Origin of the sequence: Micromonospora sp. NPDC050417 (assembly GCF_044458865.1) — a bacterium.
Classification (GTDB): Bacteria; Actinomycetota; Actinomycetes; order Mycobacteriales; family Micromonosporaceae; genus Micromonospora_G.
Window position 1 is genome coordinate 209,358 of record NZ_JBITIH010000012.1, and the last position, 24,989, is coordinate 234,346.

A 24,989-nucleotide genomic window follows, 5' to 3' on the forward strand; every position below is an offset into this window, starting at 1 on the left:
CGGCCGATGGACCCGGTGGCGACCTGGCGGGACCAGAATCACCGGTGGCGGATCGAGGTGATCCGCGCACCGGATCTTCGCTTCGCCGTCTACGCCACCAACGGCACCACCGAGTCCGCCCCGCTGTGGCTGCTCGGCATGACGGGGCTGGCCCGCTGGCTGATGATCCAGGGGATCGCGCTCGACGACCTGGAGGAGATGTGACCACCGGGTACGGCAGCCGCGTCACAGCCCGCTACACGGGCGATCACCGACCCGGCAGCTCTCCGGCTGCCGCTCGCTCAGCGCCGCGTTGACCTGGAACGTGAACCGGGTGGTCGCTCCAGCGGCGACGGAGTCACCGGTGAACGTCACGGTCCGCCCCTTCTGCTCGTGCCTGGCGCCGGAGACGTCCGCGACCGTGGCCCCGCCGTCCAGCACGACGGTGACGACCCACTGCGTCGCCTTGGCGTTGCCAGAGTTCGTCACCACGATCTCGCCGGTGTAGCCGAGCAGTTCGCTGGAGGCCCGGTTGTATCGGGCGTCGAGGTTCGGCTGCGGGGGCGGGGCGGGTGCACCGGCCGGAGGGTTGGCGGTGGCTGGAGGCGTCGAGGGCGTTGGGGCCGACGGTGTGGTGGACGGGGTCGCTGACGCCGTCGTGGCTGCCGCTGGCGTCGACGTACCAATCGGGGACGACGACCCGCGACCACTCACGGCCGGCGACGGCGATCCGCTGGCGGCGCTGCCGTCGCTCGCCGGGGCGCCCGGTGGGACGGCCGCGGTTGTCGTCGCGTCGTCGCTCGGCTGGACGAGTGCGCCGACGACCATGGCCGCGCCGACCACGATCGCCGTGCCGATCAGGCCGCCGACCAGGCGTCGCCGCCGTTGCTCCGGATCACGGTTCGCCGCGACGCCCCCGTCGGCGGCACCGGCGGCGGCCAACCCGTCGGCCTCGGCGGTTTCCGAGGTGAAGTCCACCTCGCGGAAGGCGAGCCAGTCGAGTACGGCCGGTAGCGGGCCGGAAAGCAACTGGCCGTACGCCTGCTGGCGCTGCTCCTCCTGCTCAGGCGTCCAGTGCCCGTCCGTCCCCGACTGCCGTACGGTGATCAGGCAGCCCTGTTCGGTGTCGATCAGGTCGAAGCTCACCAGTACACGTACGCCGTCCTCACGCCAGCGCAGTACCAGCCGCTGCGGTTCGATCACCTCGACCACCGCGCCGTTGACCTCGCCTTCGACTCCTGGCAGGTCGATCGGCGTGAGTTCGAACGGGGCGCCCGCTTCGGGCTGCAGGTCGGTGGCGCCGAGCCACTGTCCGAGGAGCTGCGCGTCGGTCAGCGCACGCCACACCCGGGGCACGGGATGGCGTAGTTCAGCCTCTGTCCGGATATCGGTCACCGCGTGACTGTACCGACCCACTTGTCCGGGCAAACCGCCCCGGCGGGTGGGACGGCTGCGGTTAGGTGGCCTCAGGGATGGAGGGGAGGCCAGGGTCGTGGGGGGACATCTCACCGAGCTGGGCCTGGTGCTGCTGCTGGTCTTGATCAATGCGGCCTTCGCCGGCAGTGAGATGGCACTGGTCTCGCTGCGCGAAGGTCAGCTGCGTGGGCTCGCCCGGGGCTCGCGGAGCGGGCGTACCCTGGCCCGGCTGGCCCGCGACCCGAACCGGTTCCTGGCCACCACGCAGATCGGCATCACCCTCGCTGGCTTCCTCGCCAGCGCGGCAGCGGCGGTGTCGCTCGCCCAGCCGTTGATCGGACCCCTGGCTTTCCTCGGCAGCGCCGCCCGACCGGTGGCGGTGGTGCTGGTGACCGCCGTACTGACCTTTGTCACGCTGGTCCTCGGCGAACTGGCACCCAAGCGAATCGCCATGCAGCGGGCCGAGCGGTGGGGACTGCTGGTCGCCCGGCCGCTGGACCTGTTCGCGACCGTCGTACGACCGGTGGTCTGGTTGCTCAGTGTCGCGACCGACCTGGTGGTCCGGATCTTCCGAGCTGACCCGCGTGCGACCAGGGAGGACATCAACCCCGACGAACTGCGCGAGCTGGTGGTGAGCCAGCGGGGGGTTTCGCCGCAGCAGCGGGAGATCCTCACCGGCGCGTTCGAGATCGCGGACCGTACCCTGCGGGAGATCCTGGTGCCCCGGGGTGAGGTCACCAGCCTGTCCGCGACGATGTCGATCGACGAAGGGTTGCATCTGCTCGCCGAGACCGGTCGGTCCCGTGCGCCGGTGACCGGGCCGTCAGGGCTGGACGACGTGGTCGGGGTCGTGCACATCCGGGACCTGGTCGGCGGTGGACGGAGCGTCGGCGAGCGGGCCCGTCCGGCGGTGTTCCTGCCCGAGACACTCCGTGTGGCCGACGCGATGCGACAGCTCCGCCAGCAACGTCACCAGATCGCCCTGGTGGTGGACGAGCGCGGCGCCACCGACGGGTTGGTCACGATGGAGGACCTGCTGGCAGAGGTGGTCGGTGAGCTGTACGACGAGACCGACCGGGACGTGGAGTCTGCGGTCCGGGAACCGGACGGGGCACTGCTGGTCCCGGGCACCTTTCCGCTGCACGATCTGCCCGACCTCGGCGTCAACCTGCGGGTTCCGCTGACCGGCGAATACACCACCCTGGCCGGTCTGATGCTGGCCCGGCTGGGGCACGTGCCGACCGCGCCCGGGGAGACACTGCGGCTGAGCGGGTGGTCCGCGGAGGTGGTCGAGGTCGCCGGGCACGCCATTGCGACCGTACGCCTGCGGGAGACCTCAGGCGGCGCGGCGGGGCGGGATACCGGCGACCGCGCACGGGGCCCGCGCTGAGCGTCGGCACCCCCGTGTTCGTGTGCGTGCCGTTGCCACGCGGAAGCCGGCGTGGGCTGGCCCACCACGGGCGCGGCGGGTCACGCGACGACTCGCCGCACCCGTTCGGGTCATGGTGCAAAGGAGCGGCGCACCTGACCCACTAAGGCGATTACGGTGAATCGCGTGAAAAATAAGGGATTACGTACTTTTGTCTCCGTGTTGGCGGGGCTGGCGGTGATCTTCTTCGGCACCAGTGACGGTCGTGGCGTCACCAACGCCATCCTCGCGCTGGCGGTGGTGGCGGCCCTGATCGTCTGGCACCTCACGAAGCCCAGTAGCAGCTCCGTAAGTTGAGCTGCGGCGACGGCCAGCGGGACGACGAGTCAGCGGACCGCGACCGCCCGTGCCAGCTCCCCGGACAGCTCCCGGTCGTCGATCGGTTGTTCGCCCAGCGAGACTCGCACCAGGGCGGAGGCGAGCCGGGCGAAATCGGCGCCACCGGTCAGGTCGCCGAGTTTGTCCGCCGAGGCGGGCAGTCCGAGACGTTGCGCCCCGGTCCCCACCCGTCGATCGGTGTACGGGCGCAGCTCCGGCCAGACCGCCTGTACCTCGCGGAGGAAGATCTCCGCGCCAGTAGGCCCGATACCGGGAAACTCGGTCAACAATGGGCGCAACGCCGGTGGATCCCCGCTCGCCTCCTCGCGCAGCCGGCGCAGGTCACCGTGCCACCGCTCCTGGCAGAGCCGGGCTCCCTCGACAAGCATCGTCGCCGTCCGCTCGTCGTACCGGCGGTAGTGACCCCGGCCCAGTGCGGCCAGCAGACTCCGCCGGTTCGCTCCCGCCATCTGCTGCGGTGACCGGTATCCGGCGCGGAAGAGTTCCCGGGCGGCGGCGATCGCCACGTTCGCCCGGATTCGCGTACTCAGCAGGTTGGTCAGGACCAGCAACTGGTACAGCGGCTGCGGGCGGTCGGCCAGGTCGATCCCGGCCTGCTCGGCGTAGGTCTGGCCGTACCGGTCGAGCAGCGCCCTGACCACCTCACGATCGTCGCTCATGCCCTCTGCGTACCCGCCAGGCAGCACCGGTACCCCGGTCGGAGCGTCGGCATGTCGGGCGGGCCCACGGGTAACCGGTGGGGTGCGGGCCGGTGCGGTCCCCGCATCGGTGCCCAGCGCGGAAGGAGACAGTGATGACGAACGTGCAGCAGCCTGAGATGCGACGCAACGGGAAGAACCCGACCGTGCAGGACAGTAAGGGTCCCCGTCCCGGCGACGCGCGCCAGAGTTCCGGTGGTGGGGCGCGACCGGTGCCGCGGGACCAGGTCTCGCCGTACGGTCCGTCGCCGCGGCCGGTGGCCGAGACCGCTGAGCACGACCACCGGTAGTAGCACCGAGTTCCACCATCCGCCCGCTCCCGTGAGCTGGTGAGACGGACAGCGGGCGCGGCGGTGTCCGGCTGGGCGCGACTCGGCGTGCACGGTCAAGCCGACCGGCGCGACCGGCCCAGCCGGTACCACGTGGCGGCGGCGGCGAAGCCGTAGGCGAGGTGCGGGATCGCGTCGGAAAGCCAGTCCGAGCGGCTCCAGGTCCGTGGGTCACTGACCTTCAGGGTGGCGAGCGTGGCGTCGGCGGAGAACATCGCCGCGCCGCCGAGGAGCACGGCGGCAACCGGAAGTGGCCACCGTCGTCCGGCGCCCAGCACCGAGATCAGCACGGCGGTGCCGACCCCGGTGCCGTACCCGAGCAGGGTGCCGAGGGCCGAGCGGCGGTTCGCCGCCCGGTCCTCGGCACCGAGATTCAGGTGTACGGCGTCGGCGAGACGCCCGACGGTCTGCTCCGGGGTGCTGCTCGCCCCCCGACCCCGGAACGTCATGTCCAGGTATGTGGCGGCGTTCAGTGCGATGGTGCCCACCGTGCCGGCGATCGCCCCGTCCACTGCGGCCCGTGCGTGGTCCGTCCGTGCGCCGCCGTACGGTCCCGTGGTCACTTCCGCTCGCCGCGTCCGCGTTCGCCCTTCGGGCCCCGCCCCCGTTCGCTGCGCAGGACGCCTCGCTGGCCACGATCGTCCTGTAGGACCTGGTTCGCGACGGTGTTCGCGCCCTTGTCGGCCGCGCGTCCGGAGTCTTCGATGAGTTTGCGCAGCCGGGCCCGTTCGACGTCGTACGCGTGACTGCCCGGTCGTGGTCCTGGCATTGGGTTGCCCCCGTTCCGTTGTGTCCGACGGCGTACCCGGGCTGTCTACCCGCCCTGGTGGGGGCCATTCGCCGGCCGGACAGACACTCTCCGGCGGTTACGGCTGGGGGTGGGTGCGCGCGCCCGCGTCGGTGATGGTCCTGGGGTGCGGTTCCTTTATCGGGGTCGGGTGGGGGACGACCGCGACCGGGCACTCGGCGTGGTGCAGCACATGCTGGCTGACCGAGCCGAGTAGTAGCCCGCTGAGCGCGCCGCGACCGTGGCCGCCGACCACGACGAGTTGGGCATAGCGGGAGAGTTCCACCAGGGCCGGCGCGGGGCGTCCCGGCATGAGCTGTCGGTTGATCTCCACCTGCGGGTAGCGCTCCCGCCAGCCGGCGACCGATTCGGCCAGAACCCGTCCCTCGTCGTCGCGGAGCGCCTGACGGTCGTGGACGGTCGGCAGTACGTCTCCCGCCTGGGTCGAGACGGGATGCCGGTACGCGTGCACCGCGACCACGTGCGTCCGTCGCACGGAGGCTTCTTCGACCGCGAACTCGATCGCCTTCGCGGAGAGCCCCGAGCCGTCGATGCCGACGACCACCGGGCCGGTCGGGTGGGGGCGGCCCCGCGCGACGAGCACCGGGCCGGCGGCGTGTGTGGTGACCTGTACCGCGACGGAGCCGATGACGAGGCTGGTCAGACCGCCGAGGCCGTGGTCGCCGACCACCACGAGGGCGGCTCGGGTCGACTCCCCGACCAGGACGGCGGTGGCGAAGCCGGCGACGACCTCGCCGTGGACCGGTAGACCGGGCGCGGCGGCGCGGGCTTCGGCGACGGCCTCGGTCACCACCCGCTCTGCCTGGTGACGCAGGCCGCCCTCGGCCGGCCCAGCGGGGGACGGTTTGCCGGATATACGCAGTTTCGGCCAGACAAAGGCGTGTACGACGCGGAGCGGGCGGTTGCGCCGTACGGCCGCGTCGGCCGCCAGGTGGACGGCGGTCAGGCCGGTGGATGAACCGTCCACGCCGACGACCACCGGCGAGGTGCTGGTCGGTTCCATGCTTCCCCTCCTGCGCTGGGATGCGGCTGGGGGTCGGACTCGGTGGCGGTGGGCCAAAGGTCGGGGGAGAAGTGGGTACCCCCCTCCGCCGGCGACGAACGGCGCCAGCCCGCCCGCCGATTCACCCGTTTCGTTCGGGTTGATGCCGATAGTCTGCTCGCTGCGCCCGTCTGCGCCGCGCCGGTCTCGGGAGCGAGCACGGAGCGGGCGTCAGGGTCTGGTACGACCGCTGGTCGCGACCGGACCGCCACGACCACCATGGGGGCGACGATGGTAACCGTAGAACTCACCCGGTTCCGCGTGTCATCCGAGCGGGCCGAGGAACTGCTGGCGGCGCGACCAGCGATGCTGCGCGACTTCGAAGCCGACCGGAAGGGCTTCCTCGACGCCCGACTGATCCAGTTGCCAGAGAACGAGTGGATCGACATCGTCTTCTGGCGTTCTCCGGAGGATCTTGCCGCCTCTCGTGCGAAGGGCGGGAACCTGCCGTACATCCAGGCGTTCTTCGAGTTGGTCGACGAGCTGGTCAGCTCCGAGGAAGGGGTGATGCTCGACGGACGTCTCCCCTGACCGGACCCCTGCGACGCACCGGCTCACGCCAGGTCGACGCCGGGGTCGATGACCCACTCGTTGGACCGAAGGAGCCGTCCGGCGAAGGATATGTCGCGTTCCCCGACCAGGCGGAAGCCGAGCGAACGGCAGATGCCGTTCGACGGGCCGTTCGTGGTCGCCGGGTAGGCGTGCACCTCGCCCCAGCGGCGGTCGTCGCGCGCCTGCTCCAGCAGCAGCCGAACGGCTCGCTTGGCCAGCCCCCGCCCCTGGAACTCGGGGAGCACCATCCAACCGATCTCGGAGATCAGTTCGCCGTCGGTCTCGTGTGCCCAGAGTGTCACCGACCCGGCGACCGCCTCCGGAACGACGTCGTCGTCCGGCACGATCATCCGGATCCAGTCGAGATCTGCCGCCGCGCTGCGCGCGTCCTGCGTAACCTTCTCCTCCATCCCCTCGCGGGGAAGCGGACCGCCGAGTTCGGCCATCATCACCGGATCGCAGCGCATTCGGACGTACGCCTCGACGTCGCCCGCCTCGACATTGCGCAGTCGCATGACCTCTCCTCGTCCTCGCTCCCCGAACTCGGCGCAGTACACCACGACACGGTGACAATCGTCGGTCTGTTCGCCATCGACACCGGTTCCACTGTGTGTACTGTGGTGCCCCGATCGGCCGTGACCGGAGGATGTGTGTCGATGACCGAGACGCCCCTGGCACCGAGTACCGCTCGAATGATCGACTACTGGCTCGGTGGTCGGCACCATTTCCCCGTGGACATCGCCGCGGCGACGGCATTCGAAGGGGCGTACGGCCCCTGCGCGGCGATCTTCCGCTCGCTACGAGACTTCTCCGGGCGCGTGGTCTCCCACCTGGAGGCCCAGGGAATCGAGAACTTCCTGGTCTTCGGCGCGGGCGTGCCCACTCAGGGCAACGTGCACGAGGTCGCCGCCAGCGCCCACGTCCTCTATACCGACATCGACCCGGTCACCATCGCTCTCGGCCAGGAGATCCTCGCCGGGCACGACCGCGCCGGGTACGCCTTCGGGGACGCGACCGCCCCGGACGGCATCGATCCGGCCGCCATCGCTTCGTTCCTGCCCGGATGGGGCAGGGAGCCGATCGGCGTGGTCTTCCTCGGCCTGGCCGCGTTCCTCGACGATCCGACGCTGGCCCGCGCCCTCGATCAGCTCCACCGTGCCGTGCCGGCGGGGAGCATGCTGGCGTTCGATTTCGACGGCCAGGAACTCGCCGACCATCCGGCCGCGCTGGCGATGATGGGTGAGGGGTTCCACATGCGCGACCCGGCCGGCTTTCCCGCCCTGCTCGGCAACTGGCGGCTGACCGTCGACGGCGCCGTCCCGGTAGCCCGGTGGCGTCCGGACGGCGAGCCCGCCGACGTACCCGACGCGTTCTACGGCGGCCTCGCCCTGAAATAGGCGACGCCCGGGAGTGGCGCAGCGGGCGCCGGTCCCGGCAGCGGCGCGAGGCTAGCCGAACGTCACCAGCAGCGAGGCGAAGCCGTGCTGCGTTCGGAGCCGGGTGAGCGCGTCGAGCGCCCCGAACGGCTCGTCCCACAGCAGTACCCCGGGTTCTCGGACCAGCGCGTAGGCGACCATGACCCGCTGGGCCTGCCCGCCGGGGACCGGGGGGTCCCCGGCGGTGTGGATCAAGTCGCCCCGGAAAGGTCTACTCAACCGATAGGAATTGTCGATAAGCTGCCCGCGTGCCGCCCGCCGTCACCGGCAACGCCGGTCCGATCGTGGTCGTCCGCCCGGCGGGGCTGCCGAATCGCGGCCTGAGCCAGCCCCGCACCGACCTCGCGCCCCAGCTTTGCTCCCCGGACCGAGAGAGAACACCATGGCACTCACCTTCCACTGGTTCCTTCCCACCTACGGCGACAGCCGCGACATCGTCGGCGGCGGACACGGACTGACCGCCGGCACGGCCGGCGGTGCCCGCCCGGCGACCGTGGCCTACCTCGGCCAGATCGCCCGAACCGCCGAACAGCTCGGCTTCGAGGGGGCGCTGACCCCGACCGGTGCCTGGTGCGAGGACGCCTGGCTGGCCACCGCCATGCTGACCGAGGTCACCGAACGGCTGAAGTTCCTCGTGGCGTTCCGCCCCGGCATGATGTCGCCCACGCTCGCCGCGCAGATGGCGTCGACCTACCAGCGCCTGTCCCAGGGGCGGCTGCTGCTCAACGTCGTCACCGGCGGCGAGAGCCACGAACAGCGGGCGTACGGCGACTTCCTCGACAAGGACGCGCGGTACGCCCGTACCGATGAGTTCCTGCAGGTGGTGCGAGCCTTGTGGCGGGGTGAGACGGTCACCCACGACGGCCCCCACCTCCGGGTCGAGCAGGCGAAACTGGGCCGGTTGCCGGACCCGGTGCCGCAGATCTACTTCGGCGGCTCGTCCAAGGCGGCTGGGCCGGTCGCGGTGGCGCACTCCGATGTCTACCTGACCTGGGGCGAGCCGCCGGCCCAGGTGGCCGAGAAACTCGCCTGGATCCGCTCGCTGGCGGCCGAGGCCGGGCGGGAACTCCGGTTCGGGATCCGGTTGCACGTGATTGCCCGGGACACCTCGGAGCAGGCATGGGCCCAGGCCCAGCGGTTGCTCGACGGCATTCCCGAGGCCGACATCAGGGCCGTGCAGGCTGGTCTGGCACGTAGTGAGTCGGAGGGTCAGCGTCGGATGATCGCGCTCCACGGCGGCTCCCGCGACGGGCTGGAGATCGCACCGAATCTCTGGGCCGGAGTGGGGTTGGTCCGGGGGGGTGCCGGCACCGCCCTGGTCGGGAGCCACACCGAGATCGCCGATCGGATCGCCGAGTACCACGCCCTGGGCATCACCGAGTTCATTCTCTCCGGCCATCCGCACGTGGAGGAGGCGTACTGGTTCGGTGAGGGGGTGCTGCCGATTCTGCGGGAGCGTGGCCTGTGGTCGCACCCGGCGGGGGAGTCCCGGACGGCGAGCGCACCGGCCGCGGTTCCGTTCGCAGCGTCGAGTTCGCCACACTGAACCCCGTGCGGTGGTGAAGGCCCTCCGCGTGTAGCGGTCCGAAGCGAAGGGCCTTCACCACCGGTGTGCGCGTCATCCCGTGCTCTCGTGGCGTCCTCATCGGTAAGACGTTCGGGCAGGTATTGAGCTAGCATCCTAGGACGCATTACGGGTTGTGGCGCGCGTCACGTAGAAACGATCCGCCTCGGCGCACGCGGGCCACCAGCAGGGGATGGATATAGTGGCACCGCAAATCAGCAGCCCCGGTACGTCCGCCAACAACGGGCCGCCAGGGTCGGGCCATGAGCCGGGACCGAGTCGAAGCCACCGAAGTGGGTTCGCAGAGACCGGCCGGAGCGCGCACGGTCCCGGACCGACCCGTGCCAGCGGGAGGTCGGGTCCGCAGCAGAGGGAGGTTCGGTGTCGCGTCGGCCGGCGCGGGCAGACGATGCCCAGCCAACCGGGGGCACCGACGCCCGGTCAGAGGTTGTCGGCACTCGGATTCTCACGATTCCCAACCTGATCAGTTTTGCCCGGTTGCTGGGCGTGCCCCTCTTCCTTTATCTCTTGCTGGGGCAGCACGCGGACGTCGCGGCCCTGGTGGTGCTGGCGGTCGGTGGCACCAGCGACTGGGTCGACGGCTACGTGGCCCGCCGGTTGCACCAGGTCAGCAGGCTCGGAGAGCTGCTCGACCCGGCCGCCGACCGGCTGTACATCCTGGCCACCCTGGTTGGTTTCACCGCCCGTGAGATCGTGCCGTGGGAGTTCACCGCCGCGCTACTCGCCCGTGAGCTGCTGCTCTTCGTCTCCCTGCTCGTCCTACGTCGGTACGGATACGGCCCACCGCCGGTGCACTATCTCGGCAAGACGGCCACGTTCATCCTGCTCGCCGCCTTCCCGACGCTGCTGCTCGCGGACGCCGTATCCGGTGCCGCGACGGTGGCCGGTGCGATCGGTTGGGGGTTGGCGTGGTGGGGTCTGGTGCTCTACTGGGCCGCGGGCCTGTTCTATCTGATCCAGGCCGCGCGTCTGATCGGGGCTCGCCGCCGGGAGGCTGGATGAGCGCCGGGCGTGGCCCGGAGCGGACGTACGCCCCGGATTTCCTTACCGAGCTGTTCCAGAATCCGCTTGATCCCGGTTATTCGGATGCGGCGGCGAGTCGTCGCGCGGGCCGTGGACCGACCGGGTGGCGGCGGTCGTCGATCCGGGTGGTCACCCTCGTCACCCTGGCCGGGCTGGGGTTCCTGCTGGCGTTGGCGTATCGGCAGACGATCGAGGGAGAGCCGGGCCGCAGTCAGGCGCGGGCTGGGTTGGTGGCGCAGATCAAGCAGCGGGAGGGCGAGACCGACCAGTTGGCTCGTCGGGCCGACGAGCTGCGGGCGGACGTGAACCGGCAGCGGGACGCGGCGCTGTCCGGTAGTGACGCGGCTCGGTTGCGCGATCTGGAGGCGGCCACCGGGTTGGGTCGGGTACGGGGCGACGGTGTGGTGGTACGTGTTGCCGACGGTCCCTCGGAGCCCGATGCGGTGACCGGGGTGGCCGGTACTAACCTCGGCAGGGTGTTGGACCGGGATCTTCAGGACATCGCGAATGCCTTGTGGAGCGCGGGCGCTGAGGCGGTTTCGATCAATGGTCAGCGGCTCACTGCGACGTCGACGATCCGGGCTGCCGGTGGGGCGATTCTGGTCGACTTCCGGCCGGTGACGGGTCCGTACGAGGTGTCCGCGATCGGCCCGGACCAGTTGGAGCGGAAGTTCCGTAACAGTGCTGCGGCGGCGTTGTTGCGGCAGGTGGCGGCCGAGCACGGTATGTCGTTCGACGTACGGGGCGCTGATGACCTGACTCTTCCGGCGGCGAGTGAGCCTCAGTTGCGTTATGCCGTGCCGTCGGTGTCGCCGTCTGGTTCCGGGTCACCGGTGCCGTCCGGTAGTACGGGTGCGTCCCACAGTCCGGTGTCGCCTGGTGCCGGTGAATCCCTCAGTCCCTCCGGAGGCGGCCGATGATCCCTGTACTCGCGTTGCTCGCCGGCGTTGTGCTTGGCGTGGTGCTGGACCCGACGGTGCCGGCGGCGTTGCTGCCGTACCTGCCGATTGCCGTGGTCGCGGCGCTGGACGCGGTGTTCGGTGGGGTCCGGGCGAAGCTCGACGGCATCTTCGACGACAAGCAGTTCGTGATTTCGTTCATCTCGAACGTGCTGGTGGCGGGAGTGATCGTGTATCTGGGTGACCAGTTGGGTGTGGGTGGTCAGTTGTCCACTGGTGTGGTGGTGGTCCTCGGTGTCCGGATTTTCGGCAACGTGGCGGCGATCCGCCGGCACCTGTTCCGGGCGTAGGTTTCTGGCGATGAGCGACGAGCAGCGACAGAGCGGGTCTGATGCCGAGGCGACGCCGGTGGGTGGTGCGTTGCCGGTCGACTCCGTACCGGGGGGCTCGGGTGCGGGGGCCGAGGGGGTTGGGCGGTCGGGTCCGGGTGATTCCGACGTGGTCGGGCCGACGAAGGACGCTGCTGGGGTGGATGATCTGCCGGCTGCGAGGCTCGATTCGGACGTTGACGTGGCGGGGGTGGGCGAGTCGGCTGGTCCGGTGGGGGAGCCGGTGGCGGGGCGGTCTCGCTGGAGCGGTGCCAGTGTGATCATCGCGGTGTTGTTGGCTCTGCTCGGGTTCACGCTGGTGGTCCAGTTGAAGAGCAATTCGGCGGATCCGGAGCTGGCGGCGACGCGGCAGGAGGACCTGGTGCGGATCCTGTCGGATCTGGAGTCGCAGGAGGAGCGGTTGCGTCAGGACATTGCTGGGTTGGAGGAGAGTCAGCGGCAGCTCGCGTCGGGTGCGCAGGGGCGGCAGGCGGCGTTGGACGAGGCGACGCGGCGGGCGGATGAGTTGGGCATCCTGGCGGGGAGGTTGCCGGCCCGGGGGCCGGGGTTGACGGTGACGTTCTCGGCGGGTGCGAAGCCGGTCGAGGCGGCGACGTTGCTCGACGCGGTGCAGGAGTTGCGTGGTGCGGGTGCGGAGGCGTTGCAGATTTCCGGTGGTGGAGGCGCGGTACGGATCGTGGCGAGCACTTTTTTCCTGGATGACGGTGCGGGGGTTGTGGTCAGTGGGAAGCGGTTGACCGGGCCGTACACGATCACGGTGATTGGTGATCCATCGACGATGCGGACCGCGTTGAACATTCCGGGCGGGGTGGTCGCGTCGGTCACCGGGGACGGCGGTAACGTGACGGTCCAGGAGCGGGAGGTGGTCGACGTGTCGACCCTGAGTGCTCCGTTGGATCTGAAGCACGCGCGCCCGGTCTCCTGACCGGGCGCGGCCGTACCTTTCGGGTGCGGTACCGATCGAGGATGATGAAGGACGCGGCTGGTGATTCCTGAGGACCTGCGTTACACGGCCGAGCACGAGTGGGTGGCGGGCGACGGCAGCGGTTCGGTGCGGGTGGGCATCACCCATTTCGCGCAGGACGCGTTGGGTGACATCGTCTACGTGCAGCTTCCGGAGGAGGGTGCCGTGGTCGAGGCGGGCGAGTCTCTGGGTGAGATCGAGTCGACGAAGAGTGTTTCGGAGATCTACGCCCCGGTGAGTGGCACGGTGGTGGCGCGTAACGGTGAGCTCACGGACACCCCTGAGTTGATCAACACTGATCCGTACGGTGCGGGTTGGTTGGTGGAGATCGCTCCTGGTGGGCCGGCTGCGGTCGAGGGTCTGCTCTCTGCGGCGGCGTACCGGGAATTGACCGAGAGCTGAGTGTGGTTTCGTGCGGGCGGATCTCGGCCCGCGCGTCTGGTTGCCCTGTATTTCGGCGCTGGCTAGGCTCGCTCAGTCGACCGAGAATCAATAGTTGCGCGTTGTGGATGTGCCTTCCCAGGCACGGGAGAGCCAGCCGCTGGGCTTTTAGCAGCCCGGCGGCCAGACCCGCCACACCCCGACGCCGACCGAACAGATCCGTGAGGTGGTCCCATGACGCGGCCAGACGACGAGTTCCCCCCACTCGACGTCACATCGACGCTCAACCTCGGCGCGCTCGACGAAGTGCTGGAGGGGCCGGATGCCGATGTCGTTCCGAGTCGCATGTCGGGCTCGTTGCCTCCGGGCATGGCGTTGCTGGTTGTTCGGCGTGGCCCGAACGCCGGTGCCCGGTTCCTGTTGGATCACGACGTGACGACGAGTGGCCGGCACCCCGACAGTGACATTTTCCTTGACGACGTGACCGTGTCTCGGCGGCACGCCGAGTTCCACCGGGACGGGGGTACGTTCACCGTCCGGGACGTGGGGAGTTTGAACGGGACCTACGTCAATCGTGAGCGGGTCGAGGCGGCCACCTTGAGCAATGGTGACGAGGTGCAGGTCGGTAAGTTCCGGTTGGTCTTCATCGCCGGTCCGCGCCCGGAGGAGGAGGCCGGCCGGGGGTGAATGAGCGTGCGGCAGCGGCTGCGCCCACGGCTGCGGCCGGTCGGGCCCAGCCGCTGATGAGCATCGGTGAGGTGCTGGCTCAACTACGGGTCGAGTTTCCGGACACCACGATCTCGAAGTTGCGGTTTCTGGAGGCCGAGGGTCTGGTTGAGCCGCAACGTACGCCGGCCGGTTACCGGAAGTACAGCTGGGAGGATGTGGCCCGGCTGCGGTTTGTGCTGACTGCGCAGCGGGATCAGTATTTGCCGTTGCGTGTGATCCGGGAGCAGTTGGCGGGTCTGGAGCAGGAGCCGGAGAGTCCTGGGCGGCAGCGGCCGGCGTTGGTCGCGGTGGGGCCGGCGGGTGAGGTTCCGGGGCGGGACGGTGGCTCGGCCGGGCCGGTCGAGTCGGCGGATTCGCGGTTGAATCGGGCTGATCTGGTTGCGCGTACGGGCATCGATGATGTGACGTTGACCGAGTTGGAGCGGCTCGGGTTGATCGTTTCTCGTCCGCCGGGTTGGTATGACCTTGACGCGGTGGTGATCGCGCAGGCGGTGGCGGGGTTGGCCGCGTACGGGTTGGAGCCGCGTCATCTGCGGGCGTTCCGGACGGCCGCGGACCGTGAGGTGGGCTTGTTCGAGCAGTTGATCGCGCCGTTGGCCCGGCAGAACGATCCGGCGGCGCGGGCTCGGGCGGCGGAGGTCGCGCGGGAGTTGGTGGGGTTGTCGCAGCGGTTGCATGCGGCGTTGGTGCGGGTGGGGTTGCGGTCGGTCCTGGGGCGCTGAGGTGGCGGTGGCGCGGTGGGAAAGATCTGCTGTCGCGGGCGTGCCGTAGGCTTCGCGGGGTAACCCTGTCCCGGTGGAATTGGTACGGGCGGCGCGCGTGGGACGACCGTCTCGCGGCCCGTGTACCGTGCAGGGAAAGGGCCGGTGTCGCGGTGGCTGAGGGGTTTGGTCGCGGCGCGTCGGCGCTGGGGAAGTACACAACGACACGGAGGCGGCGGTGCGCGAGCTGAGCGTGGTCGGGGTTCGGGTGGAGCTGCCCAGCAACCAGCCGATCGTCCTGCTCAGGGAGGTCGAGGGCGACCGTTACCTGCCGATTTGGATCGGTGCGGTGGAGGCGACCGCGATCGCGTACGAGCAGCAGGGGGTCAAGCCGTCACGGCCGTTGACCCATGATTTGTTGCGGGACATTCTGGCGGCGCTGGAGGCGCCGTTGCGCGCGGTGGAGATCACCGAGCTGAAGGAGAACGTCTTCTACGCTGACCTGCTGATCGGGGATGGGTTGCGGGTGTCTGCGCGGCCGTCTGACTCGATCGCGTTGGCGTTGCGGGTTGGTGCGCCGATTCGGTGTGCGGAGCAGGTGCTGACCGAGGCCGGGATCGTTATTCCTGATGAGCAGGAGGACGAGGTCGAGAAGTTCCGGGAGTTCCTGGAGCAGGTGCAGCCGGAGGATTTCGCCGGTTGAGGGTCGGCTGTGCCGGTGGGGTGCGGTCGTAGCGTGATGTGTCCGGTGCGGCGCGTGTCGTCTTCGCACGGCGTGTCGCGATGATTCCTGCGGCTTATCGCTCCTGGGTCGCTATAGGGTTGCCTTGTCGAGGGGTGCACGTCCCGGAAACGACGTGTCACCGCACTGGCGGGGAGGTTGTCCGGATGCACGAGCCACAGGACCCTGATCCGGGGACATCAGATCATCGCCACACTGACGGCGTCGCGCCGGTTGATCCTTCCTTGGAGGAGGACGGTGCGGTGGGGTATCGCGGGGTGACGGCGTGCCACGCGGTGGGTATCAGTTACCGGCAGTTGGACTATTGGGCGCGTACGACGCTGGTGGTGCCGAGTATCCGGGATGCTTCGGGGTCGGGGACGCAGCGGTTGTACTCGTTTCGGGATCTGGTGGTCCTGAAGGTGGTCAAGCGGTTGCTTGACGCCGGGGTGTCGTTGCAGAACATCCGTAAGGCGATTGAGGCGCTGCGGTCGCGTGGTGTCGGGGATCTTGCGGGGATCACGTTGATCTCGGACGGGACGACGGTGTACGAGTGCCGGTCGCCGGAGGAGGTCGTGGATCTGCTCCAGGGTGGGCAGGGTGTCTTCGGGATTGCGATCGGTGGGGCGTTCAAGGAGATCCAGGGGTCGTTGTCGCACCTGCCGGCGGAGCCGGCGGGGGGTGTGCAGCCGGTCGGTGTGGCCGTGGAGCCGGGGGCGTCGGAGTCCGCTGGTGACGAGTTGGCGGCCCGTCGGGCGCGGCGCCGGGCTGGCTGATCGTTTGTCGGGTGTGCCGGTCACAATGTGAGGATGTCGGCTGTCCCGGATTCTTCCTGTTCTGTTGATTCGCTGGCTGTTGATTCGCTGGCTGTTGGTCCGTTGCGGTCGGTGACCCGGCGGCGTCGTTGGCGTGTGTGGCGGCGTCGGTTGTTCGTGGCGGGGTTGGTGGCCGTGTTGCTGGGGCCGTTGGTGGTGTTCGGCAGTGTGGTCTGGGTCAAGCGTTCGGCGCGGGCGCACGTGTACGACGTGGCCGGGGTTCCGGCGGCGCCGGTGGTGCTGGTGTTGGGGGCGCAGGTGTCCGCGGATGGCACTCCGGCGCCGTTTCTGGCGGCTCGGTTGGGGTTGGCGAAGGAGCTGTACGACGCGGGCAAGGCCCGGGTGGTGCTGGTGTCGGGGGATCATCGTCGGTGGGAGTACGACGAGCCGGGGGCGATGCGGCGGTGGCTGGTCGACCGGGGTGTTCCTGCTGAGCGTGTGGTTCAGGATCATGCGGGTTTCGACACGTACGACTCGTGTGTGCGGGCGTCGCGGATTTTTGGTGTACGGCGGGTGATCGTGGTGACGCAGGCGTTTCATGTGGAGCGGGCGGTGACGTTGTGTCGTCGGGTGGGGTTGGATGCGGTGGGTGTGGGTGATGAGTCGGTGAGTCGTTTCGATCGGGCGTGGCGGTGGGGGAATTTCCGGGAGCGGCTCGCGGCGGTGAAGGCGGTGTACGACGTGTGGAGTCGTCGTGATCCGGTGTTTCTGGGGCCGCGTGAGTCGAGTGTGGACGACGCGCTGTCTTTCGGTGACTGATGCGTGACAGTGTGTAAGTGTTGGGTTATCGTCCCCACTGCGGTCGCCCCGGTCTGACGGGGTCGTGGCAGGGTTCTCGGCCCGCTCGGGTGACCGCATCTGTGCCGTGGACCTGGGGGTCGGGTCGCGGCTACCGAGCGGGAAGGACGAGGCCGTGACGGAGACCGAAGCGAACACATTCTCCACGGGGGAGGCCCCTACGGGGCTGCTGTCGGGGGGACCGGCGGGGGAGCCGGTCGACGGTGGCACTGCGGTGGGCGGTGGTTCGGCGTACCAGCGCATTGGTGGCGCTGTGGCGGTCCAGGCGGCGGTGCGGATCTTCTACGACCGGGTGCTGGCCGACCCGGAGCTCGCCGGCTATTTCGAGTCGGTGGAGATGGCGGGTCAGCGGCGTCATCTGGCGTTGATGTTGACGGTGCTGCTCGGCGGGCCGGACACGTACGACGGTCGGGGGTTGACCGAAGCGCACCAGGGGTTGGGTATTCCACCGGCGCACTACAGCATGGTGGGTGGGTACCTGGTGGCGACGTTGGAGTGGATGGACGTCCCGGCAGATGTCGTGGCCGACATCCGGGCGGCTCTGGTGCGGGTGGAGCCGCAGGTGGTCACGGGCGGGGACGCTCGGGTCTGATCCTTGGCCACGCGAAAGGCGTGATGGGCCGTGTTCGTCCGATCGGACGAACACAGCCCATCACGGTTCGGTCATTCGGTGGCGTACTGCTCGATCTCGGCGAGTTCGTCGTCGCTGAGTTCGACGTTGTCGAGCGCGGCGATGTTGTTCTCGAGCTGCTCGACGCTGCTGGCGCCGATGATCAGGCTGGTCATCCGAGGGTCGCGCAGGGCCCAGACGAGGGCGAGCTGGGCCAGGCTCTGGCCGCGGCGGGCGGCGATCGCGTTGAGTGCCTGGACCTTGGCCATGGTGGTGTCGCTGAGCTGTTCCTCGTTGAGGAAGCGGCTGGTGCGGACCCGGGAGTCGTCGGGGACTCCGTTGAGGTAGCGGTTGGTGAGCAGGCCCTGGGCGAGGGGGCTGTAGGCGATGCAGCCGGCGCCGACCTTCTCCAGGGTGTCGAGCAGGTGGTCACGTTCGATCCACCGGTTCACCATCGAGTACGACGGCTGGTGCAGCACCAACGGGGTGCCGAGGTCCCGCAGGATCGCGGCGGCCTTCTCGGTCTGTTCGGCGTTGTAGTTGGAGATGGCGACGTACTGGGCCTTGCCGGCGCGGACGACGGCGTCGAGGGCGCCCATCGTCTCTTCGAGCGGGGTGTCCGGGTCGGGGCGGTGGTGGTAGAAGATGTCGACGTAGTCGAGGCCCATCCGACGCAGCGACTGGTCCAGGGACGCGATGAGGTACTTGCGGGAGCCCCACTCGCCGTACGGGCCGGGCCACATGTCGTACCCGGCCTTGGTGGAGATGACAAGTTCGTCGCGGTACGGGGCCAGGTCGGCGGCGAAGATGCGGCCGAAGTTCTCCTCGGCGGAGCCGGGCGGGGGGCCGTAGTTGTTCGCCAGGTCGAAGTGGATCACCCCGAGGTCGAAGGCGCGCCGGACGATGTCGCGTTGACGCTGCCAGGGGCGCTCGTGGCCGAAGTTGTGCCACAGGCCGAGGGAGATCGGGGGCAGGCGGAGACCGCTTCGGCCGGCGCGGTTGTAGGTCATCGAGTCGTAGCGGCCGGTGGCGGCGCGGTAGGTGTCGGTCACGGTCCCACCCTATTGATTTGATCCGCTGGCGGCGTGTGCGGCTGGGGCAGGCGTGTCACGCGTCGCAGTGAGTCAGCAGCTTGCCTGCTCGGGTTCGGTGCCGCCGCGCTGTTCCCGGTCGTAGGCGACCCGGGCGGCGGCGATGGCGGCCCGGTGCCGTTCCGCCCAGTGGGTGAGGGCGAGCAGGGTGTCGTGGAGTTCACGGGCCATGTCGGTGGCGGTGTACTCGACTCTCGGGGGCACGGTCGGGTAGACGGTTCGGACGAGCAGGCCGTCGCGTTCGAGGTTGCGCAGGGTGAGGGTCAGCATGCGTCGGCTGATGCCCTCGACGCAGCGTTCGAGTTCGGTGAACCGGATCGGTCCGCGGGTGGCGGCGACGATGATTCCGATGCTCCATTTGCCGCCGACGCGGTCGAGGACGTGACGAACGGTGCAGTCGGCGATCATGTCGGCCGACGCGGGTGCCGGTGCCTCTTGGTGGTGGGGTGGGGGCGCCACGTGGAATCCTCCGTCCCGGTCGTGCGGTCGCCGTGTGTACGGCCCGTGGTCGTTGTCACAAACTGTATCCTTCCGGGCGGTTGGGCTGGGTGGTAGGGCCTTCGGCCGCCACGGACGCCGGTCCGGTTCGTGTCGGTCTGGGGTGGTCCAAGGTGGCCGGGAGGTTCCCGCCGTCGCGCGGATTCCGTACGTCGCCGTCCCGTCCGGCCAGGCCCGATACCCGCCGGAAACAGACCCGCTGGTAGCGTTGACCACGCCGGTAACACCCACGTGGGAGAGACCGCCCGGCACATGTCAGGGCGGCGCCGAAGGGGCAAATCCTCCCCGGAACCTCTCAGGCAAAAGGACCTCGTGGGCAGGCGACTGTGGAGCGCCGCGCGCAGCGCGTGGGTGTGACAGAGGGGGAGGCCGCATCGTCGACCTCGCCCCGGGAGCCGCCATGACCGCAGACCAGTTCGCCGACCGTCACATCGGCCCGGACGCCGACGGTGAACGCCGAATGCTGGAGACCGTCGGCTACGACTCGATCGAAGAGCTGATGGACGCCGCGATCCCCGAGGTGATCCGGTGGCACGGCACGCTCGACCTGCCGGCCCCGGCGACCGAGGCGGAGGTGATCGCCGAACTGCGGGCGATCGCGGCCCGTAACACCGTCGCGGTGTCGATGATCGGTCTCGGCTACTACGGCACCCACACACCCGCGGTGATCCGGCGCAACGTGCTGGAGAGCCCGGCCTGGTACACCGCCTACACCCCGTACCAGCCGGAGATCAGCCAGGGCCGGTTGGAGGCGCTGCTGAACTTCCAGACCATGGTGACCGACCTCACCGGGCTGGCCACCGCGAACGCCTCGATGCTCGACGAGGGCACCGCGGCGGCTGAGGCGATGACCCTCGCTCGCCGCGCGTCGAAGAGCAAGAGCCCGGTGTACGTGGTCGACGCCGACACCCTGCCGCAGACGATCTCGGTGATCGTGACCCGGGCCGAACCGCTCGGCATCGAGGTGCGGATCGTCGACCTCGACGCGGAGGAGTTGCCGGCCGAGTTCTTCGGGCTGCACCTGCAGTACCCGGGTGCGTCCGGGGTTGTCCGTGACCAGACCGCACTGGTCGAGACCGCACACGCCGCCGGCGCACTGGTGACCGTCGCCGCGGACCTGCTCGGCCTGACCCTGCTGCGACCGCCGGGGGAGATCGGTGCCGACATCGCCGCCGGCACCACCCAGCGGTTCGGCGTACCGATGGGATTCGGTGGCCCGCACGCCGGTTACCTGGCGGTCCGCGCCGGCCTGGAGCGGATGCTGCCCGGCCGGCTGGTCGGGGTGTCGCGTGACGCGGACGGCAACCCGGCGTACCGGCTGGCGTTGCAGACCCGGGAGCAGCACATCCGGCGGGAGAAGGCGACCAGCAACATCTGCACCGCCCAGGTGCTGCTGGCCGTGATGGCCAGCATGTACGCCGTCTACCACGGCCCGGACGGGCTGCGTCGGATCGCCTCCGGTACCCACCGGGTGGCGGCCCGGCTCGCCGCCGGCCTGGTCGCCGGTGGGGTGTCGACGGTGGGGACGGCATTCTTCGACACGGTGACCGCGGTTGTCCCGGGGCGCGCCGCGCAGGTCGTCGCGGACGCCGCCGCCCGTGGGGTGAACCTGCGGCTGGTCGACGCCGACCGGGTTGGTGTCTCGTGCGACGAGACGACCACGGACGCGCACCTGAGCGCGGTCTGGTCCGCGTTCGGGGTGCCGGAGTTCACCGGTGAGGTCACCGAGACGTTGCCGGTGGCGTTGCGGCGCGACAGTGACTACCTGACCCACCCGGTGTTCCACCGGCACCACTCCGAGACGGCGATGCTGCGGTACCTGCGCCGGTTGTCGGATTCCGACTACGCCCTCGACCGGGGCATGATCCCGCTCGGATCGTGCACCATGAAGCTCAACGCCACCACCGAGATGGAGTCGGTGACCTGGCCGGAGTTCGCGAACATGCACCCGTTCGCCCCGGTCGAGCAGACCGCCGGCTACCGGGAACTGGTCACCTCCCTGGAGGGGTGGCTGGCCGAGGTGACCGGCTACGACGCGGTCAGCGTGCAGCCGAACGCCGGTTCCCAGGGGGAACTCGCCGGGCTGCTCGCGATCCGTGGTTACCACCGTCGGCGTGGGGAGGGGCACCGCAACGTCTGCCTGATCCCGTCGTCGGCGCACGGCACCAACGCGGCGAGCGCGGTGATGGCCGGCATGCGGGTCGTCGTGGTCGCCTGTGACGACAACGGTGACGTCGACCTGGTCGACCTCGACCGGAAGATCGAGGCGCACCGGGACACCCTGGCGGCGATCATGGTGACGTACCCGTCGACGCACGGGGTGTACGAGACCGGTATCGCGTCGCTCTGCGCGAAGGTCCACGACGCCGGTGGCCAGGTGTACGTCGACGGCGCGAACCTGAACGCGTTGGTCGGGTTCGCCCGGCCGGGCAAGTTCGGCGCGGACGTGTCCCACCTGAACCTGCACAAGACGTTCTGTATCCCGCACGGCGGTGGCGGCCCGGGCGTCGGCCCGGTGGCGGTCCGGTCGCACCTGGCACCGTTCCTGCCCGGTGACCCGCTCGGTGGGTCGGGCGACGGGCAGCCGGTGATCTCCGCGGCGCAGCACGGCTCGGCGGGGATCCTGCCGATCCCGTGGGCGTACCTGCGGATGATGGGCGCCGAGGGGCTGACCCGGGCGACCGGGACGGCGGTCCTGGCGGCGAACTACGTCGCGTCCCGCCTGCGGGCGCATTACCCGGTGCTCTACACCGGCAACAAGGGCCTGGTCGCGCACGAGTGCATCCTCGACCTGCGGCCGTTGACGAAGGCGACCGGGGTGAGCGTCGACGACGTCGCGAAGCGGTTGATCGACTACGGGTTCCACGCGCCGACGATGTCGTTCCCGGTGGCCGGCACCCTGATGGTGGAGCCGACGGAGAGCGAGGATCTGGCCGAACTCGACCGGTTCTGCGCCGCGATGATCGCGATCCGGGAGGAGATCGACCTGGTCGGGGCGGGGCAGTGGCCGGCGCAGGACAATCCGCTGAGCAACGCCCCGCACACCGCGGCGATGGTGACCGGTGACGAGTGGTCGCACCCGTACCCGCGGTCGGTGGCGGCGTACCCGACCGGGGTCGACCGGGCGGCGAAGTACTGGCCGCCGGTACGGCGTATCGACGGCGCGTACGGCGACCGGAACCTGGTCTGCGCGTGTCCGCCGCCGGACGCGTTCGAGGACTGACGCTCAGGTGCGATCAAGGTAGTCCGCGCCGATCACGTCGGATGTCCTCGCCCCGGGTCTGGTTGACCGGGGCGAGGATGTTCGTTGATCGGCGGGGACGGCCTTGATCGGCCTATGCCCGCGACCGGCGGACCGCACGGTGCCCGCCGTGATCACCGACTGTGATCGGTCAGGCGACGAGTGCGTGTCGAGCGGGGCCACGGTGTGGTGCGATCATGCTGCCGTCGGGGAGTAGTTCGCCGGTGTCCTCGAAGACAATCACACCGTTGCAGAGCAGGCTCCAGCCCTGCTCACGAAAGCAGGCGATGACGCGGGCGGCTTCCCGGTCGGTTGCCTCGGCGGAGGGACAGGTGGGTTGGTGCTGGCACATCGGGTTCTCCGGACTGTGGGGGTGCTGTGTCATGGTTCACATGACCAGTGACGCACGGTACCAAGTCAAACGGCGCTACATCGAGCAGGGATCCGCGCCAACCGGGGAGAATCCACCCAACGGATGATGGAGAATGGGCCACTCGTCGTGGAAACGCTCCCATACGGGGTCGCCTCGACCCCCGCGATGCCATCGGCATACCTCGATTCATTGACCGAGCTCGACCGATTCGAATGGTACGTCGGCCAGCCCGGCGACCCAGCCGAGCTGGTGCAACGGTTTCTGACCGATCACGGACTCGGCCAGGGGGCGCTGCGCCCGACCACCACCCACACCGGTCCCGCCGCCGGAGCGGCGCTCTACGTCTCCGCCGCCGCCGGCGCCACCATGATCGGAGCACCGGCCGGGCCGCCGAGCCCCGCACCCGCCGTACCCGACGTGGTCGCCGTCGCCTTCCGGGACCACCCGGGCCGCTCCCGCCCGGCGCGCCGGCAGCCGAGCACCGACTGGTGGCTGGGGCCGTGGCAACCGAGCTGGACACCGCAAGCGCACGCCGCCGCCGTCACCGCCGCCCGCGCCGCGATCGGACGCGGCGACATCTACCAGGTCAACGTGGTGGGCCATGCCAGCGCCCGATACACCGGCGACCCGCTGCCCGCCCTCACCCGACTCGGTCGGCTCTCCAACGCCCGCTACGGCGGAGTCCTCACCGGCGCCGGCTGGGCGATCGGCTGCGCCTCCCCGGAAACCCTGGTCGAGGTGAGCGGCGGCCGCATCGTCACCCGGCCGATCAAGGGCACCCGGCCGGCCACCGCACCGGGTCGGGTCGAACTGCTCACCTCGACCAAGGAACGCGCCGAGCACATCATGATCGTCGACCTGGAACGGAACGACCTCGCCCGGATCGCGGCCACCGGCTCCGTCCACGTCGACGAGCTGTACAAGATCCGCCAGTGGTGTGACCTGTGGCAGGCCGAATCGACCGTCTCGGCCCGCGCCGCCGATGGCCTCACCGTCGCCGACCTGCTCCGCGCGGTCTGCCCCGGCGGCTCGGTGACCGGCGCCCCCAAGGTCTCCGCACTGCACCAGATCGCCGCCCTCGAACCGGTCGGACGGGGAGCCGGTATGGGAGCCCTCGGCTGGGTCGGCCCCCACCACATCGACCTCGGGCTGACCATCCGTACCGCAGCCGCCGACGGCGAACGGCTGCACGTCTGGGCCGGCGGCGGCATCACCTGGGACAGTGACCCGGACGCCGAGGTGGCCGAGGCAGCGGCGAAGGCCGGCCCCGTACGCGCCGTCCTCGCCGCCGGGCCACCACGCTGACCCCTAAACGATGCAGACATGCGGGCGGCCCCCTGGGCCACCCGGCGGTCACGCTACGGCCGGGTGCCTTAGCTTAATTCCTTCGGGTACGTGAAGAGCCGGGCCCCGTTTCCGGGGCCCGGCTCTTGTTCGCTGTGCTGGTGGTGTCGTTGTGCTGGTTGCTTACTTGGTCCAGACGTCCTGGACGATGTGGGCGGCCTGGTTCTCCCACTGCGCGTACGCGTCCGGGAACGCCGACACCTGAACCTTCTGCGCCGCCACCGTCAACGGCAGATCCTGCCAACCATCCACCTGCTTCAGATTGCTCAGGAACGCCGTCGCCGCGTACGTCGGATCGGTGATCTGGGCCGGGGTACCCCAACCACTACTCGGGCGCTGCTGGAACAGGCCCAGGGAGTCGTGGTCGTTCATGTCACCCAGATGACCCAGGTTCTCCAACTTCGACTCCTGCATCGAGGTAGCGACCGCGATCACCGCACCACGCTCACCCATACCCAGCTTCTTGGCGGTATCAGTGATCGCCTTGGCGTTGGCAAGCTGCTCCTTCGACAGGCTGATCTGCGACTGCGCACCCTGCGTGCCGTGCGGGACGAGCTTGTCCATGCCCGGCTTGACGGCAGTCTCCTGCGCGACGGTGGTCATCGCCGGTGCAGTGTGCCCGGCCGGGGACGCGAACGCGTGCGACGCGGGACCGGCGACAGCACCACCGATGAAGGCGAGGCTGGCGACACCCAGGGCGGTCCTACGAACGAACGAAGTCTTGGTAACAGCGGTGAAAGTCGTCTTCACGATGGTTCACCTTCCAATCGGGGGTACCGAGCCGCACACACGTAACAGG

General features: G+C 69.6%; 30 protein-coding genes, 1 pseudogene and 1 riboswitch. Of the genes and pseudogenes, 20 read left to right on the top strand and 11 right to left on the bottom strand.

Annotated elements, in window-relative coordinates; all coding sequences use genetic code 11:
* Positions 1–6: 6 nt before the first annotated feature.
* Positions 7–204 (top strand): hypothetical protein, encoded by a 198-nt coding sequence (locus ACIBF5_RS17780; RefSeq protein ID WP_396812813.1) that lies wholly within the window; start codon positions 7–9, stop codon positions 202–204.
* Positions 205–225: 21 nt separating this feature from the next.
* Here the strand turns inward: ACIBF5_RS17780 and ACIBF5_RS17785 are convergent, their stop codons facing one another.
* Entirely contained in the window at positions 226–1,374 is a 1,149-nt protein-coding gene (locus ACIBF5_RS17785; protein WP_396812815.1) for an SRPBCC domain-containing protein, read from the bottom strand.
* 97 nt (positions 1,375–1,471) lie between these two features.
* Here ACIBF5_RS17785 and ACIBF5_RS17790 point away from each other — a divergent pair, with 97 nt between their 5' ends.
* Positions 1,472–2,785, top strand: a complete 1,314-nt coding sequence (locus ACIBF5_RS17790) for a hemolysin family protein (protein WP_396812817.1) — start codon at positions 1,472–1,474, stop codon at positions 2,783–2,785.
* A 156-nt stretch (positions 2,786–2,941) separates the two neighbouring features.
* Positions 2,942–3,121, top strand: coding sequence for a hypothetical protein (locus ACIBF5_RS17795; protein WP_396812874.1), 180 nt, complete (start codon positions 2,942–2,944; stop codon positions 3,119–3,121).
* Between the two features lie 29 nt (positions 3,122–3,150).
* On the opposite strand, the gene ACIBF5_RS17800 is transcribed toward ACIBF5_RS17795, so the two are convergent.
* Positions 3,151–3,822 (bottom strand): hypothetical protein, encoded by a 672-nt coding sequence (locus ACIBF5_RS17800; RefSeq protein WP_396812819.1) that lies wholly within the window; start codon positions 3,820–3,822, stop codon positions 3,151–3,153.
* Positions 3,823–3,956: 134 nt separating this feature from the next.
* On the opposite strand from ACIBF5_RS17800, the gene ACIBF5_RS17805 reads away from it, so the two are divergent.
* Positions 3,957–4,151, top strand: coding sequence for a hypothetical protein (locus ACIBF5_RS17805; RefSeq protein WP_396812821.1), 195 nt, complete (start codon positions 3,957–3,959; stop codon positions 4,149–4,151).
* 95 nt (positions 4,152–4,246) lie between these two features.
* On the opposite strand, the gene ACIBF5_RS17810 is transcribed toward ACIBF5_RS17805, so the two are convergent.
* From ACIBF5_RS17810 to ACIBF5_RS17820, 3 genes are all read right to left on the bottom strand, one after another.
* On the bottom strand, positions 4,247–4,753 hold the full coding sequence (locus ACIBF5_RS17810) for a hypothetical protein (RefSeq protein WP_396812823.1): 507 nt from the start codon (positions 4,751–4,753) through the stop codon (positions 4,247–4,249).
* Positions 4,750–4,959: a phosphatidylethanolamine-binding protein gene (locus ACIBF5_RS17815; RefSeq protein WP_396812825.1), complete on the bottom strand. Its 210-nt coding sequence runs from the start codon at positions 4,957–4,959 to the stop codon at positions 4,750–4,752. Before ACIBF5_RS17815 ends, ACIBF5_RS17810 begins: the two co-directional genes overlap by 4 nt.
* Positions 4,960–5,056: 97 nt before the next feature.
* Complete coding sequence (locus ACIBF5_RS17820) at positions 5,057–6,001, bottom strand: universal stress protein (RefSeq protein WP_396812826.1); 945 nt, start codon at positions 5,999–6,001, stop codon at positions 5,057–5,059.
* A gap of 270 nt (positions 6,002–6,271) precedes the next feature.
* Here ACIBF5_RS17820 and ACIBF5_RS17825 point away from each other — a divergent pair, with 270 nt between their 5' ends.
* Positions 6,272–6,571, top strand: a complete 300-nt coding sequence (locus tag ACIBF5_RS17825; RefSeq protein WP_396812828.1) for an antibiotic biosynthesis monooxygenase — start codon at positions 6,272–6,274, stop codon at positions 6,569–6,571.
* Positions 6,572–6,594: 23 nt separating this feature from the next.
* On the opposite strand, the gene ACIBF5_RS17830 is transcribed toward ACIBF5_RS17825, so the two are convergent.
* Positions 6,595–7,107, bottom strand: coding sequence for a GNAT family N-acetyltransferase (locus tag ACIBF5_RS17830; protein ID WP_396812829.1), 513 nt, complete (start codon positions 7,105–7,107; stop codon positions 6,595–6,597).
* Positions 7,108–7,248: 141 nt separating this feature from the next.
* Between ACIBF5_RS17830 and ACIBF5_RS17835 the strand changes: the two genes are divergently transcribed.
* Positions 7,249–7,989 (top strand): SAM-dependent methyltransferase, encoded by a 741-nt coding sequence (locus tag ACIBF5_RS17835; RefSeq protein ID WP_396812831.1) that lies wholly within the window; start codon positions 7,249–7,251, stop codon positions 7,987–7,989.
* A 60-nt stretch (positions 7,990–8,049) separates the two neighbouring features.
* On the opposite strand, the pseudogene ACIBF5_RS17840 reads toward ACIBF5_RS17835, so the two are convergent.
* Positions 8,050–8,190: pseudogene (locus tag ACIBF5_RS17840) on the bottom strand (ATP-binding cassette domain-containing protein); the annotation flags it as partial.
* Between the two features lie 220 nt (positions 8,191–8,410).
* Here ACIBF5_RS17840 and ACIBF5_RS17845 point away from each other — a divergent pair.
* The 12 genes from ACIBF5_RS17845 (at position 8,411) to ACIBF5_RS17900 (ending at position 17,625) form a co-directional block, all read left to right on the top strand.
* Positions 8,411–9,574, top strand: a complete 1,164-nt coding sequence (locus tag ACIBF5_RS17845) for an LLM class flavin-dependent oxidoreductase (RefSeq protein ID WP_396812832.1) — start codon at positions 8,411–8,413, stop codon at positions 9,572–9,574.
* Between the two features lie 399 nt (positions 9,575–9,973).
* Entirely contained in the window at positions 9,974–10,615 is a 642-nt protein-coding gene (locus ACIBF5_RS17850; protein WP_396812833.1) for a CDP-alcohol phosphatidyltransferase family protein, read from the top strand.
* Positions 10,612–11,556, top strand: a complete 945-nt coding sequence (locus ACIBF5_RS17855; protein WP_396812835.1) for a DUF881 domain-containing protein — start codon at positions 10,612–10,614, stop codon at positions 11,554–11,556. The genes ACIBF5_RS17850 and ACIBF5_RS17855 overlap by 4 nt, the downstream gene beginning before the upstream one ends.
* A complete protein-coding gene (locus ACIBF5_RS17860; protein ID WP_121161327.1) occupies positions 11,553–11,885 on the top strand; it encodes a small basic family protein in 333 nt (110 codons plus the stop codon). The genes ACIBF5_RS17855 and ACIBF5_RS17860 overlap by 4 nt, the downstream gene beginning before the upstream one ends.
* Before the next feature lie 10 nt (positions 11,886–11,895).
* Positions 11,896–12,849, top strand: coding sequence for a DUF881 domain-containing protein (locus tag ACIBF5_RS17865; protein ID WP_396812837.1), 954 nt, complete (start codon positions 11,896–11,898; stop codon positions 12,847–12,849).
* Between the two features lie 60 nt (positions 12,850–12,909).
* On the top strand, positions 12,910–13,290 hold the full coding sequence (gene gcvH, locus ACIBF5_RS17870; RefSeq protein ID WP_121161323.1) for a glycine cleavage system protein GcvH: 381 nt from the start codon (positions 12,910–12,912) through the stop codon (positions 13,288–13,290).
* 213 nt (positions 13,291–13,503) lie between these two features.
* A complete protein-coding gene (locus ACIBF5_RS17875; RefSeq protein ID WP_396812840.1) occupies positions 13,504–13,956 on the top strand; it encodes an FHA domain-containing protein in 453 nt (150 codons plus the stop codon).
* A 56-nt stretch (positions 13,957–14,012) separates the two neighbouring features.
* The gene (locus tag ACIBF5_RS17880) at positions 14,013–14,720 is read left to right on the top strand and encodes a MerR family transcriptional regulator (protein WP_396812868.1); all 708 of its coding nucleotides are present in this window, start codon (positions 14,013–14,015) and stop codon (positions 14,718–14,720) included.
* A gap of 217 nt (positions 14,721–14,937) precedes the next feature.
* The gene (locus ACIBF5_RS17885; protein WP_121161317.1) at positions 14,938–15,402 is read left to right on the top strand and encodes a bifunctional nuclease family protein; all 465 of its coding nucleotides are present in this window, start codon (positions 14,938–14,940) and stop codon (positions 15,400–15,402) included.
* Positions 15,403–15,587: 185 nt separating this feature from the next.
* Complete coding sequence (locus tag ACIBF5_RS17890) at positions 15,588–16,196, top strand: MerR family transcriptional regulator (protein ID WP_396812842.1); 609 nt, start codon at positions 15,588–15,590, stop codon at positions 16,194–16,196.
* A 240-nt stretch (positions 16,197–16,436) separates the two neighbouring features.
* Positions 16,437–16,994, top strand: a complete 558-nt coding sequence (locus ACIBF5_RS17895) for a vancomycin high temperature exclusion protein (RefSeq protein ID WP_396812844.1) — start codon at positions 16,437–16,439, stop codon at positions 16,992–16,994.
* A 154-nt stretch (positions 16,995–17,148) separates the two neighbouring features.
* Complete coding sequence (locus tag ACIBF5_RS17900; RefSeq protein ID WP_396812846.1) at positions 17,149–17,625, top strand: group 1 truncated hemoglobin; 477 nt, start codon at positions 17,149–17,151, stop codon at positions 17,623–17,625.
* A gap of 71 nt (positions 17,626–17,696) precedes the next feature.
* Here ACIBF5_RS17900 and mgrA read toward each other — a convergent pair whose 3' ends face one another.
* Together mgrA and ACIBF5_RS17910 are read right to left on the bottom strand one after the other, a co-directional pair.
* A complete protein-coding gene (gene mgrA / locus ACIBF5_RS17905; protein ID WP_396812848.1) occupies positions 17,697–18,695 on the bottom strand; it encodes an L-glyceraldehyde 3-phosphate reductase in 999 nt (332 codons plus the stop codon).
* A 72-nt stretch (positions 18,696–18,767) separates the two neighbouring features.
* Positions 18,768–19,142: a winged helix-turn-helix transcriptional regulator gene (locus ACIBF5_RS17910; protein ID WP_396812871.1), complete on the bottom strand. Its 375-nt coding sequence runs from the start codon at positions 19,140–19,142 to the stop codon at positions 18,768–18,770.
* Positions 19,143–19,454: 312 nt separating this feature from the next.
* A riboswitch (glycine riboswitch) is annotated at positions 19,455–19,553 on the top strand.
* A 79-nt stretch (positions 19,554–19,632) separates the two neighbouring features.
* Here ACIBF5_RS17910 and gcvP point away from each other — a divergent pair.
* Positions 19,633–22,455 (top strand): aminomethyl-transferring glycine dehydrogenase, encoded by a 2,823-nt coding sequence (gene gcvP, locus ACIBF5_RS17915; protein ID WP_396812850.1) that lies wholly within the window; start codon positions 19,633–19,635, stop codon positions 22,453–22,455.
* Between the two features lie 169 nt (positions 22,456–22,624).
* Here gcvP and ACIBF5_RS17920 read toward each other — a convergent pair whose 3' ends face one another.
* A complete protein-coding gene (locus ACIBF5_RS17920) occupies positions 22,625–22,825 on the bottom strand; it encodes a DUF5999 family protein (RefSeq protein ID WP_121161311.1) in 201 nt (66 codons plus the stop codon).
* A 123-nt stretch (positions 22,826–22,948) separates the two neighbouring features.
* Between ACIBF5_RS17920 and ACIBF5_RS17925 the strand changes: the two genes are divergently transcribed.
* Positions 22,949–24,151: a chorismate-binding protein gene (locus ACIBF5_RS17925; protein ID WP_396812852.1), complete on the top strand. Its 1,203-nt coding sequence runs from the start codon at positions 22,949–22,951 to the stop codon at positions 24,149–24,151.
* A 162-nt stretch (positions 24,152–24,313) separates the two neighbouring features.
* Here ACIBF5_RS17925 and ACIBF5_RS17930 read toward each other — a convergent pair whose 3' ends face one another.
* Positions 24,314–24,940, bottom strand: a complete 627-nt coding sequence (locus tag ACIBF5_RS17930; RefSeq protein ID WP_396812854.1) for a hypothetical protein — start codon at positions 24,938–24,940, stop codon at positions 24,314–24,316.
* Positions 24,941–24,989: the final 49 nt, after the last annotated feature.